The organism is Nonomuraea sp. CA-141351, from assembly GCF_050944675.1.
Classification (GTDB): domain Bacteria; phylum Actinomycetota; class Actinomycetes; order Streptosporangiales; family Streptosporangiaceae; genus Nonomuraea.
Genome location: NZ_CP191982.1, coordinates 2,604,049 through 2,629,431 on the forward strand (window position 1 = coordinate 2,604,049; position 25,383 = coordinate 2,629,431).

A 25,383-nucleotide genomic window follows, 5' to 3' on the forward strand; every position below is an offset into this window, starting at 1 on the left:
GCTCCCTTTCTCATATGGGTAGAGCCATATGGTCGGGCGCGTGGCGGCGTGGAAACGCCGTCGCGCCTGACGTACAACTGAAGATCCGAGACACACAGCCCCCGCGTCCGCTCAGCACCATGCGACCCGCGACGCCTGCGGGCCGGTCCTCGGTAGTGGCTTCCGGTAGGAATTTGACAGTGAAATGTGACCGGGCGCTTCGATCGAAGACCGGCGCTGCACCTAACGAGGGTGCCGGTGAGAAAAGGGCGCGGGAGACCGACTACAAGGAGGTCCCCCGTGGAGGGTGTCCACACTGCTGAAGCCGTCATAGACAACGGCGCATTCGGCACACGCACGATCCGGTTCGAGACCGGTCGTCTCGCGCGCCAGGCGGCGGGCTCCGCCGTCGCCTACCTCGACAGCGACACGATGGTGCTCTCAGCCACCACCGCGTCGAAAGCGCCCAAGGAGAACTTCGACTTCTTCCCGCTCACGGTCGACGTCGAAGAGCGCATGTACGCCGCGGGTCGCATCCCCGGCTCGTTCTTCCGCCGTGAGGGCCGTCCCTCTGAGGACGCGATCCTCACCTGCCGGCTGATCGACCGGCCGCTGCGCCCGTCGTTCGTGAAGGGCCTGCGTAACGAGATCCAGGTCGTCGCCACCGTGATGGCGCTCAACCCCGACCACCTCTACGACGTCGTCGCGATCAACGCCGCGTCGCTGTCCACCCAGCTTGCCGGGCTGCCGTTCTCCGGCCCGATCGGCGGCGTGCGCGTCGCGCTGATCGACGGCCAGTGGGTGGCCTTCCCGACGCACCACGAGCTGGAGCGGGCCACGTTCGACATGGTCGTGGCGGGCCGCGTGCTCGACGACGGCGACGTCGCGATCATGATGGTCGAGGCCGAGTCCACCAAGGACACGCTCAAGCTGGTCGCCGAGGGCGCCGTCGCGCCGACCGAGGAGACCGTCGCGCAGGGCCTGGAGGCGGCGAAGCCGTTCATCAAGGTGCTGTGCGAGGCCCAGGCGCGCATCGCGCAGGTCGCGGCCAAGGAGACGGCCGAATACCCGGTCTTCCTGGACTACCAGGAGGACGTCTACAACGCGGTCGAGGCCGCGGTGAAGACCGAGCTGTCCGCCGCCCTGGCCATCGCCGGCAAGCAGGAGCGCGAGAACGAGCTGGAGAAGGTCAAGGCGCTGGCCGCCGAGAAGCTCCTGCCCGAGTTCGAGGGGCGCGAGAAGGAGATTTCGGCCGCGTTCCGCTCGGTGATGAAGAAGCTCATGCGCGAGCGGGTCATCAACGAGGGCATCCGTATCGACGGCCGCGGCACCAAGGACATCCGCGCCCTGTCGGCCGAGGTCCACGTGGTGCCCCGGGTGCACGGCTCGGCCCTGTTCGAGCGCGGCGAGACCCAGATCATGGGCATCACCACGCTCAACATGCTCCGCATGGAGCAGGTCATCGACACGCTCAACCCTGAGCGGACCAAGCGCTACATGCACAACTACAACTTCCCGCCCTACTCCACCGGCGAGACCGGCCGGGTGGGCTCGCCCAAGCGCCGCGAGATCGGTCACGGCGCGCTGGCCGAGCGGGCGCTGATCCCGGTGCTCCCGACCCGCGAGGAGTTCCCGTACGCCATCCGCCAGGTCTCCGAGGCGCTCGGCTCCAACGGCTCCACCTCGATGGGCTCGGTCTGCGCGTCCACGATGGCGCTGCTCGACGCCGGTGTGCCGCTCAAGGAGATGGTCGCGGGCATCGCGATGGGCCTGATCGGCGAGGGTGACACCTACGTCACGCTGACCGACATCCTCGGCGCCGAGGACGCCATGGGCGACATGGACTTCAAGGTCGCCGGCACCAAGGACGTCATCACCGCGCTGCAGCTCGACACCAAGCTCGACGGCATTCCCGCGAGCGTGCTCGCGGGCGCGCTGAAGCAGGCCAAGGGCGCCCGCCTGGCGATCCTCGACGTGATGCAGGAGGCGATCGCCTCTCCGGCGGAGATGAACCCGACCGCGCCGCGCATCATCACCATCAAGGTCCCGGTCGACAAGATCGGCGAGGTCATCGGCCCGAAGGGCAAGATGATCAACCAGATCCAGGACGACACCGGCGCCGAGATCACCATCGAGGACGACGGCACGATCTACATCGGCGCCACCGACGGCCCCTCCGCCGAGGCGGCCCGTTCGGCGATCAACGCCATCGCCAACCCGCACATGCCGGAGGTCGGTGAGCGCTACATCGGCACGGTCGTCAAGATCGCGGCCTTCGGCGCGTTCATCTCGCTCCTGCCCGGCAAGGACGGTCTGCTGCACGTCTCGCAGATCCGCAAGCTGCACGGCGGCAAGCGCATCGAGAACGTCGAAGACGTGATGAGCGTCGGCGAGAAGATCCAGGTCGAGATCGCCGAGATCGACGCCCGGGGCAAGCTCTCGCTGGTGCCCGTCGAGGTCATCGAGAAGGAGGCCGCCGAGAAGGAGGCGAAGGGCGCCGCCGGGGCCGACGAGGAAGGGGAGGCTCCGCCTGCCGAGGAGGCTTCCGAGAGAGAGGCCGCCGAGGACAAGCAGGATCGGCCCCGTCGCACCCGGACCCGCGTTCGCACCCGTGGCAGCAGCAACGACGGGGACGACCGAAACTCGTGAGCGAGTTGACCAACAGCGGTCCTGAGTCCCTCCCTGAGGGGCTCACGACCACGCTGCACCCCGGCAGGGATGGAGCCGGGGTGGTGAGGCGTACCGTCCTCCCCGGCGGGCTGCGCGTGGTGACCGAGACCATGCCGACCGTGCGCAGTGTCGCGGTCGGCATGTGGGTCGGCATCGGCTCGCGCGACGAGGCCCCCGAGCACATGGGGGCCACCCACTTCCTCGAGCATCTGCTGTTCAAGGGCACCCCCACGCGCGACGCGATGGAGATCTCCGCCTCCATCGAGGGCATCGGCGGTGAGATCAACGCCTTCACCGCCAAGGAGTACACGTGCTACTACGCGCGCGTGCTCGACGAGGACCTGCCGATCGCGGTCGACGTGCTCGCCGACGTGGTGACCAGCTCGCTCATCACGGAGGAGGACGTCGAGTCCGAGCGCGGCGTGATCCTCGAGGAGATCGCCATGCACGACGACGACCCCTCCGACGTGGTGCATGAGCAGTTCGCCGCCGCGCTCTACGGCGACTCGCCCATCGGCCGGCCCATCCTCGGCACGGTCGACTCGATCAACACGCTCGCGCGCGACCGGATCGCCGAGTACTACCACCGCTACTACCGGCCCCGCCGCACCGTCGTGTCCGTGGCGGGCAACGTACGGCACGAAGAGGTCGTCGAACTGGTCACCCGGGCGTATGAGCGGGCGGGCGCGCTCAGCGGACCGGCCGAGTTCGCTCTGCCGCGCACCAGCGGCCCGGGGGCGGAGACGCGCTCCGGCGTACGGGTGCTCGACCGGCCGACCGAGCAGGCCAATCTGGTGCTCGGCACGACCGGCCTGTCCCGTACGGACGACCGCAGGTTCGCGCTCGGCGTGCTCAACGCGGCGCTGGGCGGCGGCATGTCGTCCAGGCTCTTCCAGGAGATCAGGGAGAAGCGCGGCCTGGCCTACTCCGCCTACAGCTACACCTCGGCCTACGCCGACACCGGCCAGTTCGGTATCTATGTGGGCTGTCTGCCGTCGAAGATCGACGACGTGCTCAAGATCTGCCGGGACGAGGTGTCCAGGGTGGTGTCCGATGGCCTGAGCGCCGACGAGATCATGCGCGGCAAGGGGCAGATGCGCGGCGGGCTCGTGCTCGGACTGGAGGACACCGGCTCGCGCATGTCGCGCATCGGCAAGAACGAGCTGGTCTACGACGAGCTGATGTCGGTGGACGAGGTGCTGTCGCGCATCGAGGCGGTCACCCCCGACGAGATCGACGCGGTGGCCAGGGACGTGCTCGAACGGCCGCTCACGCTCGCCGTGATCGGCCCGTACGGCGACAAGGACTTCTCCGACGTCGTCAGCCAGTGAGAAACCTGCCAAGTCGGCTGCCGTCGCGGTCTTGACCGGCCACGACGGCGGGACGGCAGTCCGATGGGCAGGTTTCCTGCTGGTATAGGGTTGCCGTGTGATCAGGGTAGGTGTGCTGGGCGCTCGCGGTCGGGTGGGCGTCGAGGTGTGCAAGGCGGTCGAGGCGGCCACCGACATGGAGCTGGTGGCCGCGCTCGACAAGGACGACCCCATCGAGGGGCTCGAGGGCGCCGAGGTGGTGGTCGACTTCACCCATCCCGACGTGGTCATGGGCAACCTCGAGTGGGCGATCCGCCACGGCATCCACCCGGTGGTGGGCACGACCGGGTTCGACGAGGGACGGCTGGCGACCGTGCGCGGATGGCTGGCCGAGTCTCCGGGCACCCACTGCCTGATCGCGCCCAACTTCGGCATCGCCGCCGTGCTCATGATGCACTTCGCCCAGCAGGCGTCCCGCTACTTCGAGTCCGTTGAGATCGTCGAGCTGCACCATCCCAACAAGGCCGACGCGCCGTCCGGCACGGCCCGGCGCACGGCGGAGCTGGTGGCGGAGGCGCGCGGCAAGGCGGGGCTCGGGCAGATGCCCGATGCCACGAGCACCGCGCTCGACGGCGCCCGCGGGGCGGACGTCGGGGGCGTGCACGTGCACGCGGTGCGGCTGTCCGGGCTGATCGCGCACCAGGAGGTGCTGCTGGGCGGCGACGGCGAGATCCTCACGATCCGGCACGACACGATGAGCAGGTCGGCGTTCACGCCGGGCGTGCTGCTCGGGGTGCGCCGCGTGCGCGAGCTGCCCGGCCTCACCGTGGGCCTGGAGCCGCTCCTCGACCTCTGAGGCGGCTGGCCGCACACGACGTGCCCACCACCGGATGGTCGTGGGCACGCCATGAGGAGGGGGTCTCAGCTCCGCACAGCCGAGCCTATGAGCACAAACACTAATACGAGCGGTGAGATCCGCTTGAAACATGAGATCGTGTCGGCATGGTGCGATGGGCCGAGGCGGGGGAGCTGGCCGGGCTGGTGGCTGTGGAGCTGGCGGCGGACCGGCTTTTCGAGCAGGTGGGCATCGTGTTCCCGTCCGGCACGACCATGATCGAAGAGGTGGACGATCCCGGGGCCGTCCTGGTGGAGGGGACGCCTCCGGCGGGGTTCGCGCTGGTCGGGTGGGTGGACGGCAACCTGCACCTGGAACAGCTGGCCGTGCATCCGCGGAGCATGCGCCAGGGCATCGGCGGGCGGCTGGTGACGGCGGTCGTCGACCACGCGCGGGCCGCCGGGGCACCTGCCGTGACGCTGACGACGTACCGTGACGTGTCCTGGAACGCGCCGTGGTACGCGCGGCGCGGCTTCTCGGTGATGCCCGAGGAGGAGTGGGGGCCGGAGCTGCGTGCGGTGGTGGAGCACGAGCGCGAGCTGGGGATCGAGGTCGCGCCCCGCGTGGTGATGCGCCGCTAGCTCCGGCGGTGGGCGGCGAACCAGTCGGCGGCGTAGTCCACGGCGGCGATCAGCGGGAACAGGCGGGCCTCGGCGGCGCCGACGAGTCCGCGCCGCACCGCGCCGGTCCGCTCGAAGTCCGCGCCCAGCGCCTCGAAGTCGCTCGCGTCCACGTCCACGTCCACGAACTCGCACCACGTCCGCCCCTCTCCGTCGTCCACCACCGCTCGGTAGCTCCGGCGGTGCGGGTCGTCGCGGTAGCGGTACTCGGCCAGGTGGAACGCGGTGCACTTGTCGTAGCCGACGCCGAGCAGCAGGACGAGGGCTCCGGCGTCGTAGAGCCGGGCCAGGGGAGATCGTTCGCCCAGGAGGCAGTCACGGGCATGACCGTCGGTGATCTTCGCCGCGTGCGGGCCTATGGCGGCGAAGGACGTCTGCGGATGCGCGCTGCGACGGGCTCCGGGCAGAGTTCGTACGTGTTCGGCGATCACGCCCATCAGGTTGGAGGGCGTCGAGGCCGAGGCGTAGGCGGGCATGCGGGAGCGGTAGCGGGCGACCTCGTCGGCGTCCATGCCAGCCACTGCGGCCCGGTAGAGCGGGGAGGTGTCGGAGTTGGCCGACGTGCCGGTGGGGACCACGAGCGTGCCGTCCGCGCCGAGCAGATCACGGAGCGCCGCGACCACAGTGCCCGCCGCGCCATCGACCTGGCCGAGGCTGCGGAGGGACGAATGGAGCAGGACGATCTGTCCCACGCCGAGACCAAGAGAGGCAAAATGGCGCCATACGTCATCAAATCCAACATAGATGCCTGATGTCACTTTACGATCACACCATGTCGCACAGGCGATCTACCAGGGCTAATTCTCCTGATCATGTGCTCGGTCGATTGGTGGATCATGATGCGTAGCCCAGACTCAGCCCATATACTTCACGGGTCCCAAGCCGTAATTTCTCGGTAAGCAGTCCCTTTCCAGAGGCGGGTTGCTGTCATGCCCACCCCCACCCGGGAGCATAAGATCTTCCCCGACGCACCGGGCGGGGCGGGGAGCATGGATAATTCACGTGGTCCGTTGCAGGCTGACCCAGTCCTTCCAAGGAGGCCTAGGCTGGCCTTCGTCTGGGCTGGTTCGGCCATTTCCACGGTCGGCACGCGCACGCTTGCGGTCGCTTATCCACTTCTGGCCCTCCACCAGACCGGTTCGCCGACCGCCGCAGGCTGGGCCGGGTTCGCATTGACGCTTCCCATTCTTGTGCTTTACATTCCCGGCGGGCTCGTGGTCGACCGGATACCTCCCCGCAAGGTCATGCTTTTCGCGGAGTTCGGCCGCACGCTGTGCGTGGCGTCGGTGCTCGCCGCGCTGCCCTTCGGGGGTCTGTCGTTCATATTTATCATCGGGGCCGCTGTGGCGGAAGGCGCCTTTTGGGTGCTTTTCACCTTGGCAGAGGCCGCGCTGCTACCTTCTCTGGCGCAACCGGTCATGATGCGCCGAGCGCTGGCCAAGAGCGAGGCCGCGAGCCATCTGGCCTCGATCGCCGGCAGGCCACTCGGCGGATACCTTTTCGGGCTCGGGCACTATATCCCTTTTGTGGTTAATACTGTGCTATTCGCCATTTCTGGGGCTCTGGCCTTCGGCTGGCCCCGGGATTCCCAGGGGCGTTCCGCCGGTCGATGGCTGTGGCGTGATCTGTCCGGGGGATTCCTCGCACTGAGAGAGCAACCCTTTCTCGGCGGCTCGATCAAGGTGACGGCCTTCACCAATCTGATGGTCAATGCCCTCATCATGATCATCGTTGCCGGGTCGAGCGGCATGTCCTCGCTTTACCTCGGGATCGTTCTCGCCGTAGGAGGGCTGGGCGGGGCGGTCGGCGCAGCCTTCGCCTTTCACTGGCAGCCGCGTTCTGTGCTGCTGACCCATATGTGGTTCTGGGCGGCCGGGCTGGCGGTGGCGGCGTTGGGCGCGGCGTGGGGATTGGGAGTGTGGGTCTTCGGGGTGGCGCTCTTCATCACCGGTATCGGTGGCGCGCTGACCAACGTGGCGATCCGGTCCGTGGAGGTCCACAAGGTCGATTCGCAAACACTGGCTCGTGTGGTGGGCGTGTCACGACTCCTGTCGCATGGCGCGCTCTGCCTGGCCGCGCCTCTGGGCGGCCTCCTCGTCACGTGGTTCGGCGTGGCGGGCGGCTCGCTGGCCCTGTGCGTCTTCATGCTGCTCGCGGCGCTGGTGGTCTCGAGCGCGCCGAAACTGCGTGAGACCCTGACCCCGCCTCTGCCTCCCGATCTGCCGGGGCTGGTGGCCCTGTCCAAGTCCTGAGCTGTCACCAAGCGCTGACGACCAGCCGTATGGCGTCCTCCGCCATGTGCTCCGGCAGGGCGGGCGCCTTGGCGGAGATGGCTTTCGTGGCCAGGTCCGCCGCCGAGGTGGTCTTGCCCGCGAGCTGCTCCACCCTGGCCGCATAGAGCAGCAGCGGGCCGTCGTCCGCCGACTCCGCCAGCGCCTCGACCATCTCCTGCTGGGCCTCCTTGATGCTGTTGGTCTGCGCGAGCGCGAGCGCGTGCGCCACTTTTGCGAACGGCCACCGCAGCGGGCCGGCCCGCCCGAGGTCGCGCAGTGCGGCGTCGGCCTTGCCCATGCCGGCCAGGATCTGGCCGCGAGTGAGCAGGGCCTCGGTGTTGTTGCCCTCCCTGTCGAGCACGCCGTTGAGCACGCCCAGTGCCGCGTCTGTGTGCCCGCCGTGCCACAGCGCCCAGGCCAGCTCCGTCTGGATCGTCAGATCCGCGGGCACGCGCGCCATCGCGGCCTGTAGCTCACGTACGGCCTTGGCGGGGAACCCCCGGGCCAATTGCAGCCGTCCGATGGCCGTGAGCAGTGGCCCGACGGCGGTCACCATCCCCGCGGTCTCGAAGCTCCTAGCGGCGGCGCTGTAGCGGGAGATGGCGCCCTGCAGGTCTCCCTGTTCGTTGGCGATGTTGCCCAGAAGTGACTCGATCCGCGCGCGCAGGCGGAGGTCGTTCTCCTCCGAGCGGGCCAGCGCTTCCTCGCCTAGCCTGGTGGCCAGCGGGAGGTCGCCCTCGCGCAGGGCCGCCTCCGCCTCGCGCAGATAGTCTTGGGACTCCAGCGGTTGCCGCGGAGTCTGCTGGTCGTCCCACTTGACGGGCTGCAGCATCCGGTCGTACGCCAGCTCGTACGAGCTCTCGCCCATGCGCTGGTCGGCCCGGAGAAGGTGCCGCTTCACCAGCAGGGAGACCACGTTTCTGCCGACCCCCGCCATCCTGATCGCGCTCTGCCGGACAGCCTGCCTGCCACCCGCCGGGCTCGGGAATGTCAGCCGGAGCCACGTCCGCAGGCTGCGGTCGTCGCCGTCGAAGCGCTCCGAGGCGATCTGCCTGATCTCCCTCTCGTAGTGCTCCGCCAGCGTCCTGTCTACGCATTGGAGCACATCGCTCTTCGCGATCTCTTTGCTCTCGTGCGCCAGGGAGCCCCACAGCGCCTCGCAGACCACCTGGAGCTGGACCGGCTCCACGCCCGGCCCCTCCAACGTGCGCGACCTGACCCTGACGAGGTCCCGTACCAACTGCTCGGCCGCGCCTGGCGCGAATGAGCGCCCCGTGCCCTCCAGCGGCCCCGTAACCGCCTCTAGGGCGCCGTCGAAGGTCAGCGCCTCCAACGGGAAGCGCTCCTGTCCGGCCGTGTCAGCGAGCTCTCGCTCGTACGGCAGCAGGTCGGTCAGCCGGTCGGCCCGGATCGACAGGAGCAGCCGCAGACCGGGATTCGCGCGCAGGGCCTCGGCGAGTTGCCCGAAGAACCAGTCTCGGTACAGCCTGTGCGGCCGCCCGACGCTGAAGAGCTCCTCCACCTGATCCACCGCCATCAGCGTGGGCGTGGGATCGCCGTAGGCGTCGCGCTTGACCGGCCGCGAACGCAGGAACGCCGGGATCGTCAGGCTCACGAGCCGGGTGGGCAGCGCCTGCGGGGACCACGACATGAGCAGGGCCAGAACGTAGGGATTGTGGGAAGGCAGCGCGGCCCGCGGAAAGGTGGAGGCGTATGAGACCCGGCCGAGGGGGAGGACGTCGATCCCGCCGGGGCTGAGAAGAGGCATGACGCCGGCCTGGATCAGCGAGGTCTTCCCGGCTCCCGAGGCGCTGTACAGGACTGTCACCCGCTGCGTCTGCCACAACCTGCGCACCTCGTGGGATTCCTCGGCACGTCCGAAGAATCTGTGGCGGTCCTCAGCGCGAAAGACGCGTGAGCCCGGGTACGGTCCCGGCATCGCCTGCTGCCCGTTCGTGCCGGAAGTGGCCATGTTGTCGATCCCATCCGGAGCCGCAATTCACCGCACATTCCGCCGGTCAATGAGGCTGATATCTTCGCACGCGAGGCGTGGCCCGCACATCCTCCATGGGGATAAGGTTGTGCATCGGGCGCACTGCGGCACGCCCGATTTTCGCCCACCGGCGACGATTGGGATGCGGTGTCTTAAATGGAATTCTGGAACGCCGCCATCTGCTCCTTGTCATCGGCCAGACAGGACTCCACCGCCGCCCGCAGGGCGGCGCTCTCGATCTCCTGCAACCCGCGCAGAGAAACGTGGGTGACATCGATCAGCGCGCTGGATCCGTACAGCCCATCCTGCATGTGCACTCCTTTTCGGGCCAGCCGAATATCCACATGACGTACAGGCGCTTATGGGCGTGCGCATCGTCGTGCCCGACCAAGATCGCGCGAGGTTCTTATTATGATTCTGTGATAAGCGTCCCCACTAATCAACCTCTACTATGGGCTTACTACTGACGGACGTCTTCGGGTGTGCAGCGGAGGAGCGAACGTGGCGGAGAATTCACACTCCTTTTCGGCGCAGCGGCCGAAGGTCTGGGAAAAGGTGCCGAGGCGCAATCCCAACTTCACGGGCCGCGCCGACCTGCTGACCGCGCTCAGGAAGAGCGTCAACCCGGTGAACGCGGTGGTGGCGCAGCCGTGGGCGTTGCAAGGGCTTGGTGGCGTGGGCAAGACGCAACTGGCCGTCGAGTACGCGTGGCAGTTCCGCGCCCACTACGACCTGGTCTGGTGGATCTCGGCCGACCAGACCATGCTCGTGCCGTCGTCGCTCGCCGCGATGGCCACCGCGCTCGGCCTGCCCCCCGCCACCAGCACCGGAGTCGAGCAGGCTGCGCAGTCTGTGCTGCGCGCGCTCCAGAGCGGGGACCCCTACCGAAGCTGGCTGGTGATCTTCGACAACGCGGAGGACCCCGAATTCATCCAGGACTACATCCCCAGGGGGCCCGGCCACGTCATCATCACGTCCCGCAACTCGCGCTGGAGCGACCACGAGGCCACCATTCGAGTGGACGTGTTCACGCGTGAGGAGAGCATGGCGTTCCTTCGCAGGCGCCTGGCCGACGGAGTGACCGACGCTGAGGCGAACCTGGTCGCGGAGGTTCTCGGAGACCTCCCGCTGGCGCTGGAGCAGGCCGCCGCCCTGCTGTCACGCACGCTGATGCCGGTGGACGAGTACGTCGGGTTGGTGAAGAAGCGGACGGGCGAGGTGCTCAGGCTGGGGAAGCCGCCGACCTACCCGCAGTCCATGACGGCTGCCTGGCAGGTGTCGGTTTCGCAGCTCGAGGATCGTTTCCCCGGAGCCGTCGAGGTGCTGCGCTGCTGCGCGTTCTTCGGGCCCGAGTCGATTCCGCGTGACGTCTTCCGCCGAGGCAGCCCGGCGGTGGGCCGTAAGAAGCTGGCGCAGGTCCTGTCCGATCCGATCGAGCTCGCCAACGCGCTGAGCCAGTTGGAGCGCCTGGCGCTGGTCAAGGTCGAGCCGTCCACTCGCACCCTCCAGGTGCACCGGCTCAACCAGGCGCTGCTCCGCGATGAGACCCCCGAAGACGAGCGTGACGAGCTGCGACACGAAGTTCACCGGCTGCTGTCCCGCAGCGCGCCGGCCGACCCCGACGACACACAGAAGTTCGCCCAGTTCGAGGAGCTCGCCGCGCACCTGGAGCCGTCCGGGCTGATCGAGTGCGGCGATCCCCACGTCAGGGAGTTCGCGCTCAAGGTGGTGCGCTACCTCTACGTGCGAGGCAGTCTGAAGCAGGCCGAGGCGCTGCTCGACAAGTACATCGCGACGTGGACGGAGGCGAGCAATGATCGTCACAAGGACGTGCTGGTCGCCCGCATCCACCTGGGCAACGTGTACCGGGAGCTGACGTTCTACACCAAGGCGTACGAGATCGACTCGGCCACCCTGGCGATGATGCGCGAGCATATCGGCCCCGAGCAGCCGGAGACGCTCTGGGCGAGAAGCAGCTACGCCGCCACCCTCAGGGGCCGCGGCGAGTTCTTGCGGGCCCGGGAGGTCGACGAGGAAACTCTCGCGATCTATGACCGGCTGGTCGGCAGGAAGGACATCACAGTCCAGCGCGTGGTCAACAACATGGGCGTCAACTACGGTTTGACCAGCGAATACGACAAGGCGCGGGAGATGCTCCAAGAGGTCTACCGCTACATGAGCAGCCGGGAGGGCATCGGGCGGCGCGCCCTGCTGTCGACCTGGAGCAACCTGGGCCGGGCCGTGCGGCTGAGCGGCCAGTTCCAGGTGGCCGTTGAGATGGCCGCAGAGGCCTACACCTACGGTGTGACGCAGATCGGCGAGGACCATCCGGTGACCCTGCTCGCCGCCAAGGACCTCGCGATCTCGCTGCGAAGGAGCGGCAGGGTGGCCGAGGCGCTGGAGCTCATGCGTGACACCCACGCCCGCCTGCACCGCCTGTACGGCGACAGCCACGCCGACACGATGGCCGCCGCGTTCGGCCTGTCCAACGCGTTGCGGGCCAGCGGGGAGTACGAAGAGGCGCTGGCGCTGGTGAAGCAGGCGCTGACGTTCTATCCGGACGTGTTCGGCAACGACCACCCATTCACCTTCGCGGGCCAGACCAACTTGGCGCTGCTCCTGCGCCTGACCGGAGACCCGGCCGCGGCGCGGGAGCTGAACGAGAGGTCACTGGCCGGCCTCGCCGAGCGGGTCAGCCGCGACCACGACTACAGCGTGACCTGCGCCATCAACCTGGCCGGTGACCTGGCCGCGCTCGGACTGCACGACGAGGCCCGCAGGCTCGGCGAGGAGACCTACCAGCGAATCCAGAAGTACTTCACCCCCGACCACTATCTCAGCCTCGTCTGCGCCGCCAACCTCTGCCTCGATCTGCGGGCGTCGGGGGCGGAGGAGGAGGCCAAGCAGCTGCTGGCCGACACGACGCGGCGGTTCGACGCGGTCATGGGGCGCGATCACCCCGAGTCGCTCTCGGTGCTCGCGGGTGAGCGGCTCCACTGCGACTTCGACCCACCGCCCATCTGATCTCAGGTGTTGGCCCTGATCCAGGACTGCCTGTGGTGTTCGGACCGCAGGCGGGCCTGGGCGGCGGCGGTCGGCGTCACCGGCTCGGCCCGCCAGCGGTCCAGCGTGTCACGCAGCGTGCCGACGAAATACGTGCCCCCCTCAGTCAGCCCGCCGCTGTCCAGGATCGTCCCGGTCGCCTGGTACGCGGCCTCGCGCCAGCGGGCGAACTCCACCTGAGCCTGTGGCCCGTACTCGGGTTCATCAACGTGTCGCCGCCAGAACCCGGCCACCCCCGCGTGCGCGTACGCGCCGTGCAGCAGGCCGAAGAGCGGGCGGGCGTCGGGCCGCCACGGAGCGTAGTAACGGCGCCCGTCGTCGGGCCGGACCAGCTCCACCACCTGGCTCAGCGCGTTCAGCTTGGCGTGCTGGAGCTCGTGCGTCAGCGTGAGCGCCATGCCCATGCCGTCGAGCGGATCAGAGAGCGCGATCGCCCCGAACGTCTCCCGCGCCGAGGCGCTGCGCTGCTCGATCGACCGGGTGACCACGGGCGTGAGCACCGAGACCGCCGCCATCAGCTCACCCTTTACGGTCCTGTGGCGGTCCAGCAGCACCTTCCACGCCTCACGCAGGCACGAGGTCCACCTGCGGCGCCGCTCGTCCGTCAGCCGCCCGTCCGCGTCCTCTCCCGGCCACCGGTAGGGATCGAGATCGTCGATGGTCAAGAAGGCGTCCCGCGCGACGGTCGCGCGGTGCAGGACCTGCCAGCCCGGCCGGTCCTCCGACAGGTCCACCAGGTACGTACGGCCGCCGACCCGCAGCTCAGCCCCGCACGGCACGGGATCGACGGATACCTGGGCCACTTCGGGCAGGCCGGCGGGAAGGGTCAGCAGCCCCACCGAGGGCAGCATGAGCGAGCCTGCGACTGGTGCCTCCAAGCGGCAGGCCCGGCGCGCGCGCACCGCGGCGGCCAGCGCGACTGCCGCCAGCCGGCCGGGATCCGCCTCGCCCCGGCACGTCCGCAACGCCCACGCCCCCACCGCCGAATACCGCAAGATGCGGGCGACCTCCTCGGGTGAGACGGACTCCAACGCCGACAACGCCTCGTAAGCCCGCGCCACGAGATCGGCGTGCGGATGCCGCCGGGCCTCGGCCACGAGCAGCCGTACCAGCAGGCGGTGCTTGCTCTCCTGTGCGGCGCACAGCTCGGCCACGGCCTGCGCGCCGCCCCCGCCAGTGGCCAGCCCGGAGAACGCCGTGCCGGAGATCCGGTGCGGAGACGGGATCACCTCAGTCCTCGCAGCCGCGCCACGTCCCGCTCGCATCGCTCGCCGATGTACGAGATGAGCCGGTACAGGTCGGGGCAGTACACGGACGGCTCCGCGAAGCCGGTGGCCGGACTGTAACGATGGGCGTAGAGGCCGCCCCCGCAGGTGGACACGAGATCGCAGCGGCGGCAGGTGGGGGAGAGCGCCAGCTCGCCGAGCTGCCTCAGGGCGATCGACGGATGCTGCAACGCCTCGTCCAGGGAGTCGCGGAGCACGTGCAGGCGGGTCTCGGGGGCGCCGTGGTAGGCGCTCTTCAGGATGTCCGACTGCTCGATGCTGCCGTTCGTCTCGATCACGACCATGCGCACCGGGGACAATCCGATGGTCTCGGCCCGCGACGGGCTGCCCATGAGCAGACGCATGATCTCCCGGAACATCCGGATCTCGGTCTGCAGGACCGGGCTGTCGTACCAGCGATCGAAGATCGTGATCAGCCAGTCGGCGTACGGCGTCTCGGGGGAGTCCGGCACGCGGAACGGAGGCGGCGTCGCCCAGTTGCCGTGCGGGAGGAGGAAATCGATTGCGGGCGGGTCGTACTCCAGCAGCGCCTCATACGTCCGCAGCGGATCGTTGCGCACGTCCACCGTGCACAGGATCCCGCTGAACAGGTGGTGGTACGGCCCCGCGGTCAGCCGCCGCAGCGACTCGCTGACCAGGGCATGGCTGCCGCGTCCGTTGGCGAAGCGGCGGTGCCGGTCGTGGCCCTCCGCGTAGCCGTCCATGCTCACCCCGACGCGGATCTCCAGCGACTCGAACAGCCGCAAATACTCCTCGTCGAGCCGGACCGCGTTGGTCTGGATGTTGACGTTGACCCGGGTGCCGGTGGTGACCGCGCCCCTGATGCCGCGTACCAGCCGGGAGATCAGCTCGGGCCCCGCGAGCAGCGGCTCACCGCCGTGCAGGACGACGTCGATCTCCGGCAGGTCGTGCCGGGTGGCGTGCTCCGCGATCCGCTCGATCGCTCGCTCGGCGATGGCGTCGGACATCCTGCGGGGCTGGTCGCGCCAGCTCTGGTCCGCCATCTCGTACACGTAGCAGTGGCGGCAGGCGAGGTCGCAGCGGCTGTGAATCTTCAGTATGTACTGCTGGAACGCCAGCGGTTTCCAGCCGCCGGCCAGCAGCGCCTCGACGTCGAGTAATTCGGGGAATCCCCCGGTGAGCAGCGGCTGCGAATCAGGGCTTCCTGACAAGGGCTACCCCTTTATGCGTCTTGCGCCCCAACCTGGGCTCGATCGAGCGGGAAACGGCGCTGGCCCCCGGTCTCTATGTCTCACGACTTCGAGGGCTAGTCAAGATTTATGGCTGTTGGAGCGAATTTCCTCTTGGTAATACAGCAATTCCTCGAAAAATAGGTATAGATCATCTATTTTCGTGATCAGTGGGAGCCAGTCGTATGTGCCCAGCCCATCGCGTTCCAGCGGGGACAGCAGATGCGCGGTGGCCCTGAGCGCGTTCGGCGGGATCTCGATCGGCGCGGTCTGGGCCACGCTGCCGCGGAAGGCCCGCGCGAGCGGGTGCTGCGGCCCGCGCACGCCGAGCGCCTCCAGCGCGAGGTCGGCGGGTTGCTGCGTGACCGCGCCGTCGGCCAGGTCGAGCGCGTCCGGGTTGGCGAGCGCGACGAGCACGCGCAGCTCGGGCGGTAGGTCGCGGAGCACGCGCGGTGGCCGGTCCGGCTCGGCGCGCCGCTGCCTGCGCGCCAGCAGCAGCAGGGCCTCGGGAGCGCCCTCGCGCCGCCCGCGCAGCACCTCGGGCACGCAGTCCGCGGGAGGGCGGGCGGAGGTGGCCAGGCGGCGCCCCATGGCCTGCCTGACCAGGGGCAGCGACTCCCGCAGCAGGGCCTCCGCCAGCTGGGGATACGCCTCGTCCGGGTCTGTCTTGAGCGCGTAGGCGTAGCGCCTGAGCGGGTCGACGGAGCGCGCGTCCGGTCTCGTCTCGCGGGCGAGCCGGTCGAGGTCGCGCTCGGACTGCAGGATCGCCTTCGGGTGGCTCACCCTGGCCGCGGCCAGCCTCTTCTCGGCGAGCACCGCGCCGCCCGCCCCGCCGAGTGCCCCGGCCACCAGCGCCAAGCTCAACGGGATCGAGTTGAGTGAGGCGGTCGCCAGGGCGATGGCGATCAGCACCACCGCCGCGCCGACGGACACGGCCAGCCAGCCGAGCAGCGTCCCCCGCTGGTTGACGACGTCGGTGCGGCTCCTGCGGAACTCCGCCCAGTCCGCCGCGGCACGCTCGGTCCTGACCTGGGAGATGCGTTCCACCAGGTCCGCGCGCCGGGCGGGCCAGCCGGGACGTGGTTTGCGCTGGTCGTGTTCGAGCCGCTCGGCCAGGTTGGCCAGCTCGCGGCGCAGCGCCGCCGCCTCACCGATCCGCTCGACGGTGAGTTCCTCCAGGCGTGCCCGCGTCTGGTCGAGTTCGTCCGGCTGGCCGGCTCGTACGGGCATGGTGGCGATCCGCTCGACGAGCCCGTGCAGCTCCCGGGTGAAGCCGGCGGAGCCGTCGGCCACCAGCACCGTGGGCAGCGCGCCACGCAGCGCGTCCAGCACCGGCGGGCTGACGTATCCCGTGACCAGCAGCGCCGTGTAGGCCGAGCGGGCGGCGGAGCCGACGAGCTCGGTCGCGTTGAGCGCTTCGTCGTCGAAGAACACCGCCTCGGACAGCTTGATCACCACTCGCGGTTCGTGCCGGTCGGGCACCTGGAACGACATGATCCGGCCGTTCTCCTCGACCCGCTCGGCGGCGAGCCCGCTCGCGCGTAGCTCGCTCTCGACGAGCATCGCCAGGCGGGCGAGGCTGGGAGAGCGGCTGTGGCGCGACGAGGCGCCTGAGACCACCGCCGCGTCGATCGGCGACGAGCGCGGCACCGCGGCCTCGAAGCTCGACCAGGCGAGCTGCAGCAGCAGGCGGATGTTGCCGCCGCTGTGACGCAGCAGCTCCAGCAGGCCCTTCTCGGTGAACGGCCAGATACCGTCGGAGTGGGCCTTGAGAGCGGCCCCGACGTACGCCGCCAGCACCTGCCGCGCCTCGTCCGGCGTGAGCGGCAGCATGTGGCAGGCACCGGCGTCGAGCCGCTGGCGCAGGTCCTGCGGCATGCTGTCCCATCCGCTCTCGCTGGTCACCAGCAGGAGCAGTCCGGAGGCCCCCGGGATCGTCTCGACCAGGCCCTGCAAGAGGCCGATGTTCGCGGGCACCGGCTCGCCGTCCTCCAGCAGGAACTTCTCGCACTGGTCGAGCACCACCACGAACGGCCGCCCGCCCCTGGTCACCAGCGTGGTCACCAGCTGCAGGCCGTAGCGGCAGGTCAGGGGATCGTCGATCTGGCCGCCGACCCCGATCGCGGCCGCGGCGTCGGGGCTGATCGGCCGGCCGCACAGCCAGTCGTATGCGGCCTCGGAGTAGCCGGGCCTGATCAGATACGACAGCGCTCGCTGGAACCGCGGCGCGTCGCCCGCCACGGCGGCGATCTCCTTGGCCTGCTCCTCCAGCACCTCCCCGGACTCGACCTGGTCGGCGCCGAGCAGCTCCACCGGGTCGCCCTCGGCGGGGACCCTGTCGCCGACCGCTCTGGCGGTCAGGTCGCCCTCGATCGTGTCCAGGTAGCTCAGGCTCAGGTCGGCGAGCAGTGTCTGCGGCAGCTGGGAGACCAGGCGGCGGTAGGCGGCGACGAAGTCGTCCTCGTGGAAGCGCAGGTAGACCTGGACCGCCTCGGGGTTCTCGCCGTGGACGAAGGCCATCATGTGGCGGGCGGCATGTGTCTTGCCGATGCCGTGGGCGCCGTACAGGCAGCTGAGCCCGCCGTCGCGGGGGAAGCCCTCGAGGTACGCCCTGGCCCCCCGCAGTGCTCCGCGCACGCCCGGGAGGATCGCGGTGGGGGTGTGGCGCGACCACTCGCTCAGGAAGCCGGGGAGGGAGGTCTCCTCCGCGCTGGAGGTGCCTCGGGCCGGGAAGGGGTTGCGCCGGGGGTAGTCAGCCATGGATGCCTCCAAGCCCGTTCCATCTCTCGCCCTGCCAGATCCTGAGCCGCAGCCAGCTCTCGTGCATGTGCAGGTCGGCCGTCGGCCACGGGTCGTCCTTCTCGTACTCTCTGAGTCGGAACTCGAGCAGCAGCTCCAGGCGCCGCATGGCCTGGCCCACGGTGTACGTGCGGCCGCTCAGGGCGTCCCTGAGCCCCTCCTCGTGAAAGGGAGGGGGCGGCCGGCCGTTCCACCGGCGGCTGGCCAGCTCGGAGATCTGCTCCGGCGTCAGGGCGCCCAGGTCCACGATGTGCCCCCGCGTGGCGAACCGCTCCCGGTCGGCCATGGTCAGCTGGGCGGTGTTCGCGTGGTCGTAGGCGTCCACGACGAAGACGACGACTGTGCTCGTGCTCTCGAACACCTTGGTGGCCAGCCAGATCAGCTTCTTGGTCGGCACGCCCTCGTACCGGACGCCGAAGCCGGTGTTCGCGGCGGCGAAGGTGGCGCCGGCGAACCCGGCGATCTCCTGCAGGTCGTACTCGTTCATGGGGTCCGTGCTGCTGCGCCGGCTGAGCTCGGTGAAGCCGGCGCGGAGCTCGTCAGGGATCTTGATCGCGCACTCGTTCATCTTGTTGCGCAGGTCGAGGAGCGTCGAGCACATCTGCGCGTACGCGTCGTGCGTCATGTCCTCGGGCTCGGCGTAGTGGGTCACGAACGTGTAGCCGGGCTTCTCGCAGGCGTCCCTGTAGAGGCGCATCACGTGGTTGGCCAGCGAGGTCCGGCCGCTCTTGCCCACCCCGGTGATCAGGAAGAAGGCGGGCCGTTTCCTGGCGACCGCCCGCTCGACGGCCTCTTCGATCGCCCGCAGGCGGATGCCGGCCAGCTCGAGCAGCATCTCGCGATCGGAGTCGCAGGCGACGGCGTCCAGGGGCTTGACGGCGTAGGGATTGTCTCGCAGGCCGTAGAGCTCGTAGCGGGCGTCGGCGGGGTGCATATCACCCGCCGATCATGGTCAGGTAGTCGGGCAGCTCGGCGGCGGCCGCCTCGAACGCCGAGCCCGCGAACAGCGGCGCGAGGAAGTCGTGCTTGCCCTGGTACGCCTTCGTCAAGCCCTGGATCTCCTCGGCCCGCGCGCCGAAGCGCAGCTGGAAGCCCTTGAGCGTGTCGGTCGCCAGCTTGTCCTGGTGGACCAGCTCCAGCGCCACCAGCAGCGCCGGCCGCCGCACGACGTCCATGAACAGCTCGGGGCTCTGCACGCGCAGCACCACCAGGCGTACGACGAGGTCGGGCTGTAACCCGGCGAGGCTCGGCGTGCCCGCGATGATGGCCTCCGTCACCCGCAGCAGGTTGAGCACGCGTTTGATCTTCCGCGGGTTCGGCGCGATGATCCGCTCCAGCGTCGCGACGTGCTTGGCCGCCAGATCGCCCAGGAGCGAGCCGCGGATGAAGTCGCCCACCTCCGCCGATCCGATCGGGTAGAGGTGCAGCGGGAGCTGGATCATCTTGTCGAGGTAGTCGTCGGCGATGACGGCGTGGTCGGGGAAGTCGAACGGCTTGTACTTCACCGACACCCCGCGGTCGACCACGTCCTTGGACAGCGCGATCATCACGAAGACGTTCTTGAGGTCGAGGAAGAGTTTGATCGACTCGAGCACGTCGATGATCTGGTCGGGCTCGCACCTGTCGAGATCGTCAACGAAGAAGATGATTTTTCGGCCCTTTTCGGCCAGGCGGTTGGCCTCTTCTTGCAGGAGCCCGCGCAGGCGGCCGGTCTGGCTGTCGACCTGGCCGCGCATCTCGGCGTACTGCTGGGCGAGCTTGCCGATCTTCTCCACGCTCGCGGAGCCCACGTTGATCCGCTTCAGCAGCTCGTCGGCGGCGAGGTTCAGCATGATGACGCCGAGCCGCTTGACGCTGTCGGCGAAGCGGTGCGCGGGGTCCTGGTCCAGCGCCGTGTGCAGGGCGTTCAGGAGGGGGAGGAGCATCTCGGGCTCGCGGCGGTGCACCCAGGGGTTGAAATGGACGCGTACGAACTCCGCGCCGTGCCGGTCGAGCAGCCGCTGGTCCACCATTTGCAGCAGGGTCGATTTCCCGCTTCCCCACGCGCCGAAAACGCCGATGGTGAACGGCGTCTGGGTACGTGGATTGGTAATGACCGAAACGAGCGGGTCGACGTACCGCCGGAACTGGAGAAGGTCCCCACGCCAATCCACCGGCGCGTCCGAGAGCATTGCGATATCGGGCATGATCCCCCCTAGTAAGAGGATGCATCGTCCGCATCGCCGAATATCACGGGTTATCGAACTGTGATATCGCCTTCGCTAGCCTCTGGAGGCGAGATAGCTGTCCACCTCGGCCAGGTAGGCGTCCTTGAGATGCCTGGGCAGCCAGGTGATCTCGAAGGCGTTGCGCTCGAGCTGGGCCAGCTCCTCCCGGCTGAGCTGGAGCGCCTCCTGGAGCGCTTCGAGATTCTCCCCGACGTAGCCGGCGAAATAGGCGGGGTCGTCGGAGTTGATCGTCACCCGCACGCCCAGGTCCATCAGCTTGCGGATGCCCTCGGCCTTCATCGAGTCGGTGACGTAGCCGTTGGAGATCGGGCAGCAGGTCAGCCCCATGCCGCGCTCCAGGACCACCCCGACCAGCCGCTGGTCCTCCAGGATGTTGACCCCGTGGTCGATGCGGTTGACGCCGATGTCCTCGACGGCCTGGCGGATGTGCTCGATCGAGTCGTCCTGGTCGACGTCGCAGTGCATGGTCAGGAGGTAGCCCTCCTGCCTGGCGCGCTCGTAGACCGCCGCGAACTTGGCCGGAGGGTTGCCCTTCTCGTCGGAGTCGAGCCCCACGCCCACGATCCACTCCTTGTACGGCAGCGACTCCAGCAGCGTCGCCATCGCGTACTCGGCCTGGAAGTCGCGCAGGAAGCACATGATGAGCTGCGCCCGCACCCCGAGCCGCGCCTCGGCGTCCATCAGCGCCCGCCGCAGGCCCCTGATCACCACGTCGAACGGCACACCTCGCGAGGTGTGGGCCTGCGGGTCGAAGAAGATCTCGGCGTAGCGGACGTTCTGCTCGGCCGCCTTGCGCAGATAGGCCATGGCCAGGTCGTAGAAGTCGGGCTCGGTGCGCAGCACCTGCATGCCCTCGTAGTAGATCTTGAGGAAGGACGGCAGGTCGTCGAAGTCGTAGGCGGCCCGCATCTCCTCGACGGAGGCGTACGGCAGCTCCAGCCCGTTGCGCTCGGCCAGCTCGAGCTTGAGCTCGGGCTCCAGCGTGCCCTCGATGTGCAGATGCAGCTCGCACTTGGGAAGCCCCGCGATGAAGTCCTTCACCCGCCCAAGCCTAGAAGATGATCGCGAGTCCTACCGCGAACAGGAGCCCGTAGGCCATCTGCAGCTTGCCCGTCTGCTGCAGCACCGCGATCAGCGCCGGGCCCACGGCCTTGGCCAGCACGGTCCTGATCGGGGCGATCGCCAGCGGGGCGGCGAGCAGCGCGAGCGCGGCCCACGGCGTGACCACGACCATCGCCAGCGCCACCACGAACGGCACCACCTGGCAGGCCACATAGAGCGTACGGGTGCGCTCCGCCCCCAGCACCACGGCCAGCGTGCGCTTGCCCGCCTGGCCGTCCGTCCCGACGTCCCGCAGGTTGTTGACCACGAGCATCGAGCACGAGAGCAGCCCCACCGGGATCGACGCGAAGAACGCGGGCCAGCTCAGCGACTCCGTCTGCACGTACGCGGTGCCCACCACGGGAACGACGCCGAAGAACACGAACACGGCCAGCTCGCCCAGCCCGCGGTAGCCGTACGGACGCTTGCCGCCCGTGTAGAACCAGCCGGCGGCGATGCACGCGGCGCCCACCAGCAGGATCCACCACGCCCGCGTGACGACGACCAGGACGAGCCCCAGCACCGCCGCGACCGCGAAACAGGTCAGCGCGGCGACCAGCACCTGGCGGGGCGCGGCCACCCGCGAGCCCACCAGCCGCATCGGGCCGACCCGCTGGTCGTCGGTGCCGCGGATGCCGTCGCTGTAGTCGTTGGCGTAGTTGACGCCGATCTGTAGCGAAAGTGCCACGAGCAGTGCCAGGATCGCCCGCCACCACACGAATCCGCCCTCGCCGATCGCCACGCCGGTGCCCACCATGACGGGTACGACGGCGTTCGGGAGGGTACGCGGGCGAGCGCCGGCGATCCACTGGCCGGGGGTTGCCATATTCGTCCTCTAGCTGATGTCCGTGGTGAGCCTGACCATCCTGATCGGGCGGCCCATGTCCAATACGCGCTCGGCCATGTCCTCGCCCCAGCCCGCCGACTCCAGGAAGCCGAGCACCGCGTAGTTGTCGGCGAACACCCAGGTGACGATCTGCCGGAAGCCGTCCTCGCGCAGGTAGTCGACGGTGGCGTTGAGCAGCCTGCTGCCGTGGCCCCTTCGTACGAAATCGGGGTCGACCAGCAGCGTCAGCATCTCGGCCGCCACGGTGGGGTCCAGGTCGGGATCCTCGGCGGGAGCGTGTGAGGCCAGCCCCACCACGCGCTCGCCACCCCGCGGGGTGGTCAGGGCGGCGCTGCCGCCCGCGCCGAGGGCGGGGAAGCCCTCAGTGTCGAGGATGGTCTCCACCGCCACCAGGACCCTGTGCCTGGGGGTGGGCGGGGCGACGATCGCCTCGTCCCACTGGCGGAGCCACATCTTCTCGGCTGCCGGGCCTGTCATCTGCTCGAGTGGGCCTTCGGGGAGGAAATCCCGATAGCCATAGCGCCAGGCGCGGATCTGAGTGTTCGCAACCTGGAGCACATCCTCGCGCCGGGCCGCCCGGACGCCTACGTCTGCCATCTCGGCCCGCTCCTTCGCCTGCCGTCCATGCCACAAGGCACGAGTTACACCGTATCGGTGTTTGGCCCTTGGAGACGACGCGAACCCCTCTTCATCGGCGATCCCACGCAAGACGCGGCGTGTCGTACATGAGACCTCAGCCGACGTCCGGCGAGCCGCCGGGCTATGAGACCTCAGCCAACGTCTGGGCGAGCCGCCCGGCTATGAGACCTCAGCCAACGTCTGGGCGAGCCGCCGCACCCCTTCGTGCAGTTCCGCCAGATGGGCGGCGGCCATGTGCGTCACCCGGATCCGGGGGCCCGGCGGCTCGGACGGGTAGTACATCCTGCCGGGGCTCACCAGCACCCCGTTCCGCCTGGCAGCCTCGACCAGCGCGTTCTCGTCGATCTCTGCGGGCAGCCGTACCCACAGGTGCATCCCGCCGATGGGCAGCAGATGCACCTCCGCCTCCGGCATGCGGGCGGCGAGAGCGGTCGCGAGCGCGTCGCGCCTGGTCCTGATCTCGCTGTGCACGGCCGTCAGATGCCGCTGCCAGGCCGGCGACCCCACGAACTCCAGCGCCGTCTCCTGCAGCGGCCGCGCCACGAAGAACGACTCCACGAGCTGGCTCGCCCGCAGCCGGTGGGCGGCGGGCCCTCTGGCGATGACGGCCCCCACCCGCATGCTCGGCGAAAGGATCTTCGTCAGCGACTTCACGTGGACGACGATCCCGTGCTGATCCATGGATGCCAAGGAAGGGGGCGCCTGCTCGGTCAGATAGTGGGCGTAGTCATCCTCGATCACGAACGCCCCTGCCGCTCTGGCGACCTGCAGCACCTGCTCCCTGCGCTCCACCGTCAGGGTGGCTCCCGTCGGGTTGTGCAGGGTGGGCTGGCAGAAGAAGACCCGCGCCCCGGTGACGGCGAACGCCTCGGCCAGCAGCTCAGGACGTACGCCGTCCCGGTCCATGGGCACGGCCGTGGCCCGCAGCCCGGCCGCCCTGGCCGCCGCCAGCGCCCCCGGATAGGTGGGCGTCTCGACCAGCACCGGCGTGCCCGGGGCAGCCAGCGCCCTGAAGGCATGCGTGAGCGCCGCCTGGGCGCCGCTCACGATCAACGCGTCGGCCGCGGTCACGTCGCCTCCCGCCTGCTTCGCGAACCACCTCCGCAGCTCGAGCAGGCCCGCCATGGGCGGCATGGCCCAGGCGTCCGGCCTCCGCACGGCGCGCGCCGCCGCGGCCGCCAGCTGCTTGTCTGGCCGCAGCCCCGCCCGCAGGTATCCGCCGGTCAAGGGCACCACCCCTTCGGCCGCACCCGCCAGCAAAGTCGCCACGATGTCTCCGTCCACGACCCTGTCGCCGAGCGCCACGGTCTGCCAGGAGAGGTCGGCGGCGTCGCGTCCCCCGGTGACCTGCGGCGTCACGAACACCCCGCTGCCGGGCTTCGCGACCACCCGGCCCTCGGCGGCCAGCTGCCCGATGGCCCGGGACACGGTGACGGGGCTGACGTTGTGCTGCCGCATGATCTCCCGGCTGGACGGCAGCCGTGCCCCGGGACCGAGCCGCGTGGCCTCTTCGCGCAGCATCGCGGCGATATGGGCGATACTGCTATCGTTGTTCATGAATAGTGAGAATAGCGCTACTCTCGCCGAGGGAGTAGCGCTCCCTCATGCGGGAGGGCACGCACGTCAAGGCACGGCCCTGGCCTTCCTGGGCGTCCTGGGGTTCTCCGGCTCGTTTCCCGCCACCGTCTACGCCATACAGGGCGTCAACCCATGGCTGGTCGCGATAGGCCGCGCGACCGTGGCCGGAGCGGTGGCCCTGGTCTGCCTGAAAGCCACCAGGAAGCCGCTGATCCCCGAGAAGCGGGAGTGGCCGTCGTACGCCCTGATCTCCCTGGGGGTGGTCTTCGGCTTCCCTGTCTTCAGCGGCCTGGCCCTCGCCCTGGGCGCCAGCGCGTCACACGCCGCGGTGGTGATAGCCCTCCTGCCGGCCGCCACCGCCGCCTGCGCCGTCCTGAGGGCGGGAGAACGCCCCCGTCTCCTCTTCTGGGTGGCCTGCGCGGCAGGCGCGGTCGTCATCACGGCCTTCACGCTCACCCAGCACCAGGTGAAGACCACCTGGCCCGATCTCCTTCTGGTCGGTGGCCTGATCTCGGGGGCGATCGGCTACACGGAAGGCGGCCGCCTGTCCCGGGAGACACCGGGCTGGCAGGTGATCTCCCGCGTACTCGTCCTCTCTCTCCCTCTGACCGCCCCGATAGCCACGGTGATAGCCCTCGCCACCCCCATCAACCCCACCCCGCAGGCGGTGGGGGGTTTCGCGTACGTGTCGCTGATCTCGATGTTCCTCGGCTTCTTCCCCTGGTACGCGGGCCTGGCCAAGGGCGGCATCGCCAGAGCGGGCCAGACCCAGCTCGCCCAGCCCCTGCTCACCCTCGTCTGGGCCTGGGCCCTGATGGGCGAGCGATTCGGGTCGGCCACGGTGGTCGCGGCCCTGGCCGTGCTCGTTTGCGTGGCCATCACTCAGCGCGCCCGTACTTGAAAGCCGTGACG

The 25,383-nt window shown here is 69.2% G+C and carries 19 protein-coding genes; 7 read left to right on the top strand and 12 right to left on the bottom strand.

What is annotated here, in order from left to right; translation table 11 throughout:
• Positions 1–279 precede the first annotated feature (279 nt).
• The 4 genes from ACQPWU_RS12790 to ACQPWU_RS12805 all read left to right on the top strand — a co-directional run bounded on the left by ACQPWU_RS12790 (position 280) and on the right by ACQPWU_RS12805 (position 5,435).
• Positions 280–2,628, top strand: a complete 2,349-nt coding sequence (locus ACQPWU_RS12790; protein ID WP_433439525.1) for a polyribonucleotide nucleotidyltransferase — start codon at positions 280–282, stop codon at positions 2,626–2,628.
• Positions 2,625–3,980 carry a M16 family metallopeptidase gene (locus ACQPWU_RS12795; RefSeq protein WP_433439527.1) on the top strand — a complete coding sequence of 452 codons (1,356 nt, stop codon included), beginning with the start codon at positions 2,625–2,627 and terminating at the stop codon, positions 3,978–3,980. Before ACQPWU_RS12790 ends, ACQPWU_RS12795 begins: the two co-directional genes overlap by 4 nt.
• A 97-nt stretch (positions 3,981–4,077) precedes the next feature.
• Positions 4,078–4,815 carry a 4-hydroxy-tetrahydrodipicolinate reductase gene (dapB, locus tag ACQPWU_RS12800; protein ID WP_433439529.1) on the top strand — a complete coding sequence of 246 codons (738 nt, stop codon included), beginning with the start codon at positions 4,078–4,080 and terminating at the stop codon, positions 4,813–4,815.
• A 146-nt stretch (positions 4,816–4,961) separates the two neighbouring features.
• Complete coding sequence (locus ACQPWU_RS12805; protein ID WP_433439531.1) at positions 4,962–5,435, top strand: GNAT family N-acetyltransferase; 474 nt, start codon at positions 4,962–4,964, stop codon at positions 5,433–5,435.
• Here ACQPWU_RS12805 and ACQPWU_RS12810 read toward each other — a convergent pair.
• On the bottom strand, positions 5,432–6,166 hold the full coding sequence (locus tag ACQPWU_RS12810; protein WP_433439533.1) for an aminoglycoside N(3)-acetyltransferase: 735 nt from the start codon (positions 6,164–6,166) through the stop codon (positions 5,432–5,434). The genes ACQPWU_RS12805 and ACQPWU_RS12810 overlap by 4 nt on opposite strands.
• Before the next feature lie 297 nt (positions 6,167–6,463).
• On the opposite strand from ACQPWU_RS12810, the gene ACQPWU_RS12815 reads away from it, so the two are divergent.
• The gene (locus ACQPWU_RS12815) at positions 6,464–7,726 is read left to right on the top strand and encodes an MFS transporter (protein WP_433439535.1); all 1,263 of its coding nucleotides are present in this window, start codon (positions 6,464–6,466) and stop codon (positions 7,724–7,726) included.
• A gap of 4 nt (positions 7,727–7,730) precedes the next feature.
• Here ACQPWU_RS12815 and ACQPWU_RS12820 read toward each other — a convergent pair whose 3' ends face one another.
• Positions 7,731–9,719: a tetratricopeptide repeat protein gene (locus tag ACQPWU_RS12820; protein WP_433439537.1), complete on the bottom strand. Its 1,989-nt coding sequence runs from the start codon at positions 9,717–9,719 to the stop codon at positions 7,731–7,733.
• Positions 9,720–9,892: 173 nt separating this feature from the next.
• On the bottom strand, positions 9,893–10,051 hold the full coding sequence (locus ACQPWU_RS12825) for a hypothetical protein (RefSeq protein ID WP_433439539.1): 159 nt from the start codon (positions 10,049–10,051) through the stop codon (positions 9,893–9,895).
• Positions 10,052–10,241: 190 nt separating this feature from the next.
• Between ACQPWU_RS12825 and fxsT the strand changes: the two genes are divergently transcribed.
• Positions 10,242–12,764: an FxSxx-COOH system tetratricopeptide repeat protein gene (gene fxsT / locus ACQPWU_RS12830; protein WP_433439541.1), complete on the top strand. Its 2,523-nt coding sequence runs from the start codon at positions 10,242–10,244 to the stop codon at positions 12,762–12,764.
• Between the two features lie 2 nt (positions 12,765–12,766).
• Here fxsT and ACQPWU_RS12835 read toward each other — a convergent pair whose 3' ends face one another.
• The 9 genes from ACQPWU_RS12835 to ACQPWU_RS12875 form a co-directional block, all read right to left on the bottom strand.
• Complete coding sequence (locus tag ACQPWU_RS12835) at positions 12,767–14,032, bottom strand: HEXXH motif domain-containing protein (protein WP_433439543.1); 1,266 nt, start codon at positions 14,030–14,032, stop codon at positions 12,767–12,769.
• Positions 14,029–15,261 carry an FxsB family cyclophane-forming radical SAM/SPASM peptide maturase gene (locus ACQPWU_RS12840; RefSeq protein WP_433439545.1) on the bottom strand — a complete coding sequence of 411 codons (1,233 nt, stop codon included), beginning with the start codon at positions 15,259–15,261 and terminating at the stop codon, positions 14,029–14,031. Before ACQPWU_RS12840 ends, ACQPWU_RS12835 begins: the two co-directional genes overlap by 4 nt.
• Before the next feature lie 99 nt (positions 15,262–15,360).
• The gene (locus ACQPWU_RS12845) at positions 15,361–18,039 is read right to left on the bottom strand and encodes a hypothetical protein (RefSeq protein WP_433439547.1); all 2,679 of its coding nucleotides are present in this window, start codon (positions 18,037–18,039) and stop codon (positions 15,361–15,363) included.
• Positions 18,032–19,012: a hypothetical protein gene (locus ACQPWU_RS12850; RefSeq protein WP_433439549.1), complete on the bottom strand. Its 981-nt coding sequence runs from the start codon at positions 19,010–19,012 to the stop codon at positions 18,032–18,034. Before ACQPWU_RS12850 ends, ACQPWU_RS12845 begins: the two co-directional genes overlap by 8 nt.
• Before the next feature lies 1 nt (position 19,013).
• Positions 19,014–20,264, bottom strand: a complete 1,251-nt coding sequence (locus ACQPWU_RS12855) for a KAP family P-loop NTPase fold protein (protein WP_433439551.1) — start codon at positions 20,262–20,264, stop codon at positions 19,014–19,016.
• Between the two features lie 75 nt (positions 20,265–20,339).
• Positions 20,340–21,347, bottom strand: coding sequence for an adenosine deaminase (locus ACQPWU_RS12860; protein ID WP_433439553.1), 1,008 nt, complete (start codon positions 21,345–21,347; stop codon positions 20,340–20,342).
• A gap of 10 nt (positions 21,348–21,357) precedes the next feature.
• Complete coding sequence (locus ACQPWU_RS12865; protein WP_433439555.1) at positions 21,358–22,233, bottom strand: 1,4-dihydroxy-2-naphthoate polyprenyltransferase; 876 nt, start codon at positions 22,231–22,233, stop codon at positions 21,358–21,360.
• 9 nt (positions 22,234–22,242) lie between these two features.
• Complete coding sequence (locus tag ACQPWU_RS12870) at positions 22,243–22,851, bottom strand: GNAT family N-acetyltransferase (RefSeq protein ID WP_360698221.1); 609 nt, start codon at positions 22,849–22,851, stop codon at positions 22,243–22,245.
• A gap of 201 nt (positions 22,852–23,052) precedes the next feature.
• Complete coding sequence (locus ACQPWU_RS12875; RefSeq protein ID WP_433439557.1) at positions 23,053–24,450, bottom strand: PLP-dependent aminotransferase family protein; 1,398 nt, start codon at positions 24,448–24,450, stop codon at positions 23,053–23,055.
• On the opposite strand from ACQPWU_RS12875, the gene ACQPWU_RS12880 reads away from it, so the two are divergent.
• Entirely contained in the window at positions 24,449–25,372 is a 924-nt protein-coding gene (locus ACQPWU_RS12880; protein WP_433439559.1) for a DMT family transporter, read from the top strand. The genes ACQPWU_RS12875 and ACQPWU_RS12880 overlap by 2 nt on opposite strands.
• The last annotated feature ends 11 nt before the right edge of the window (positions 25,373–25,383 follow it).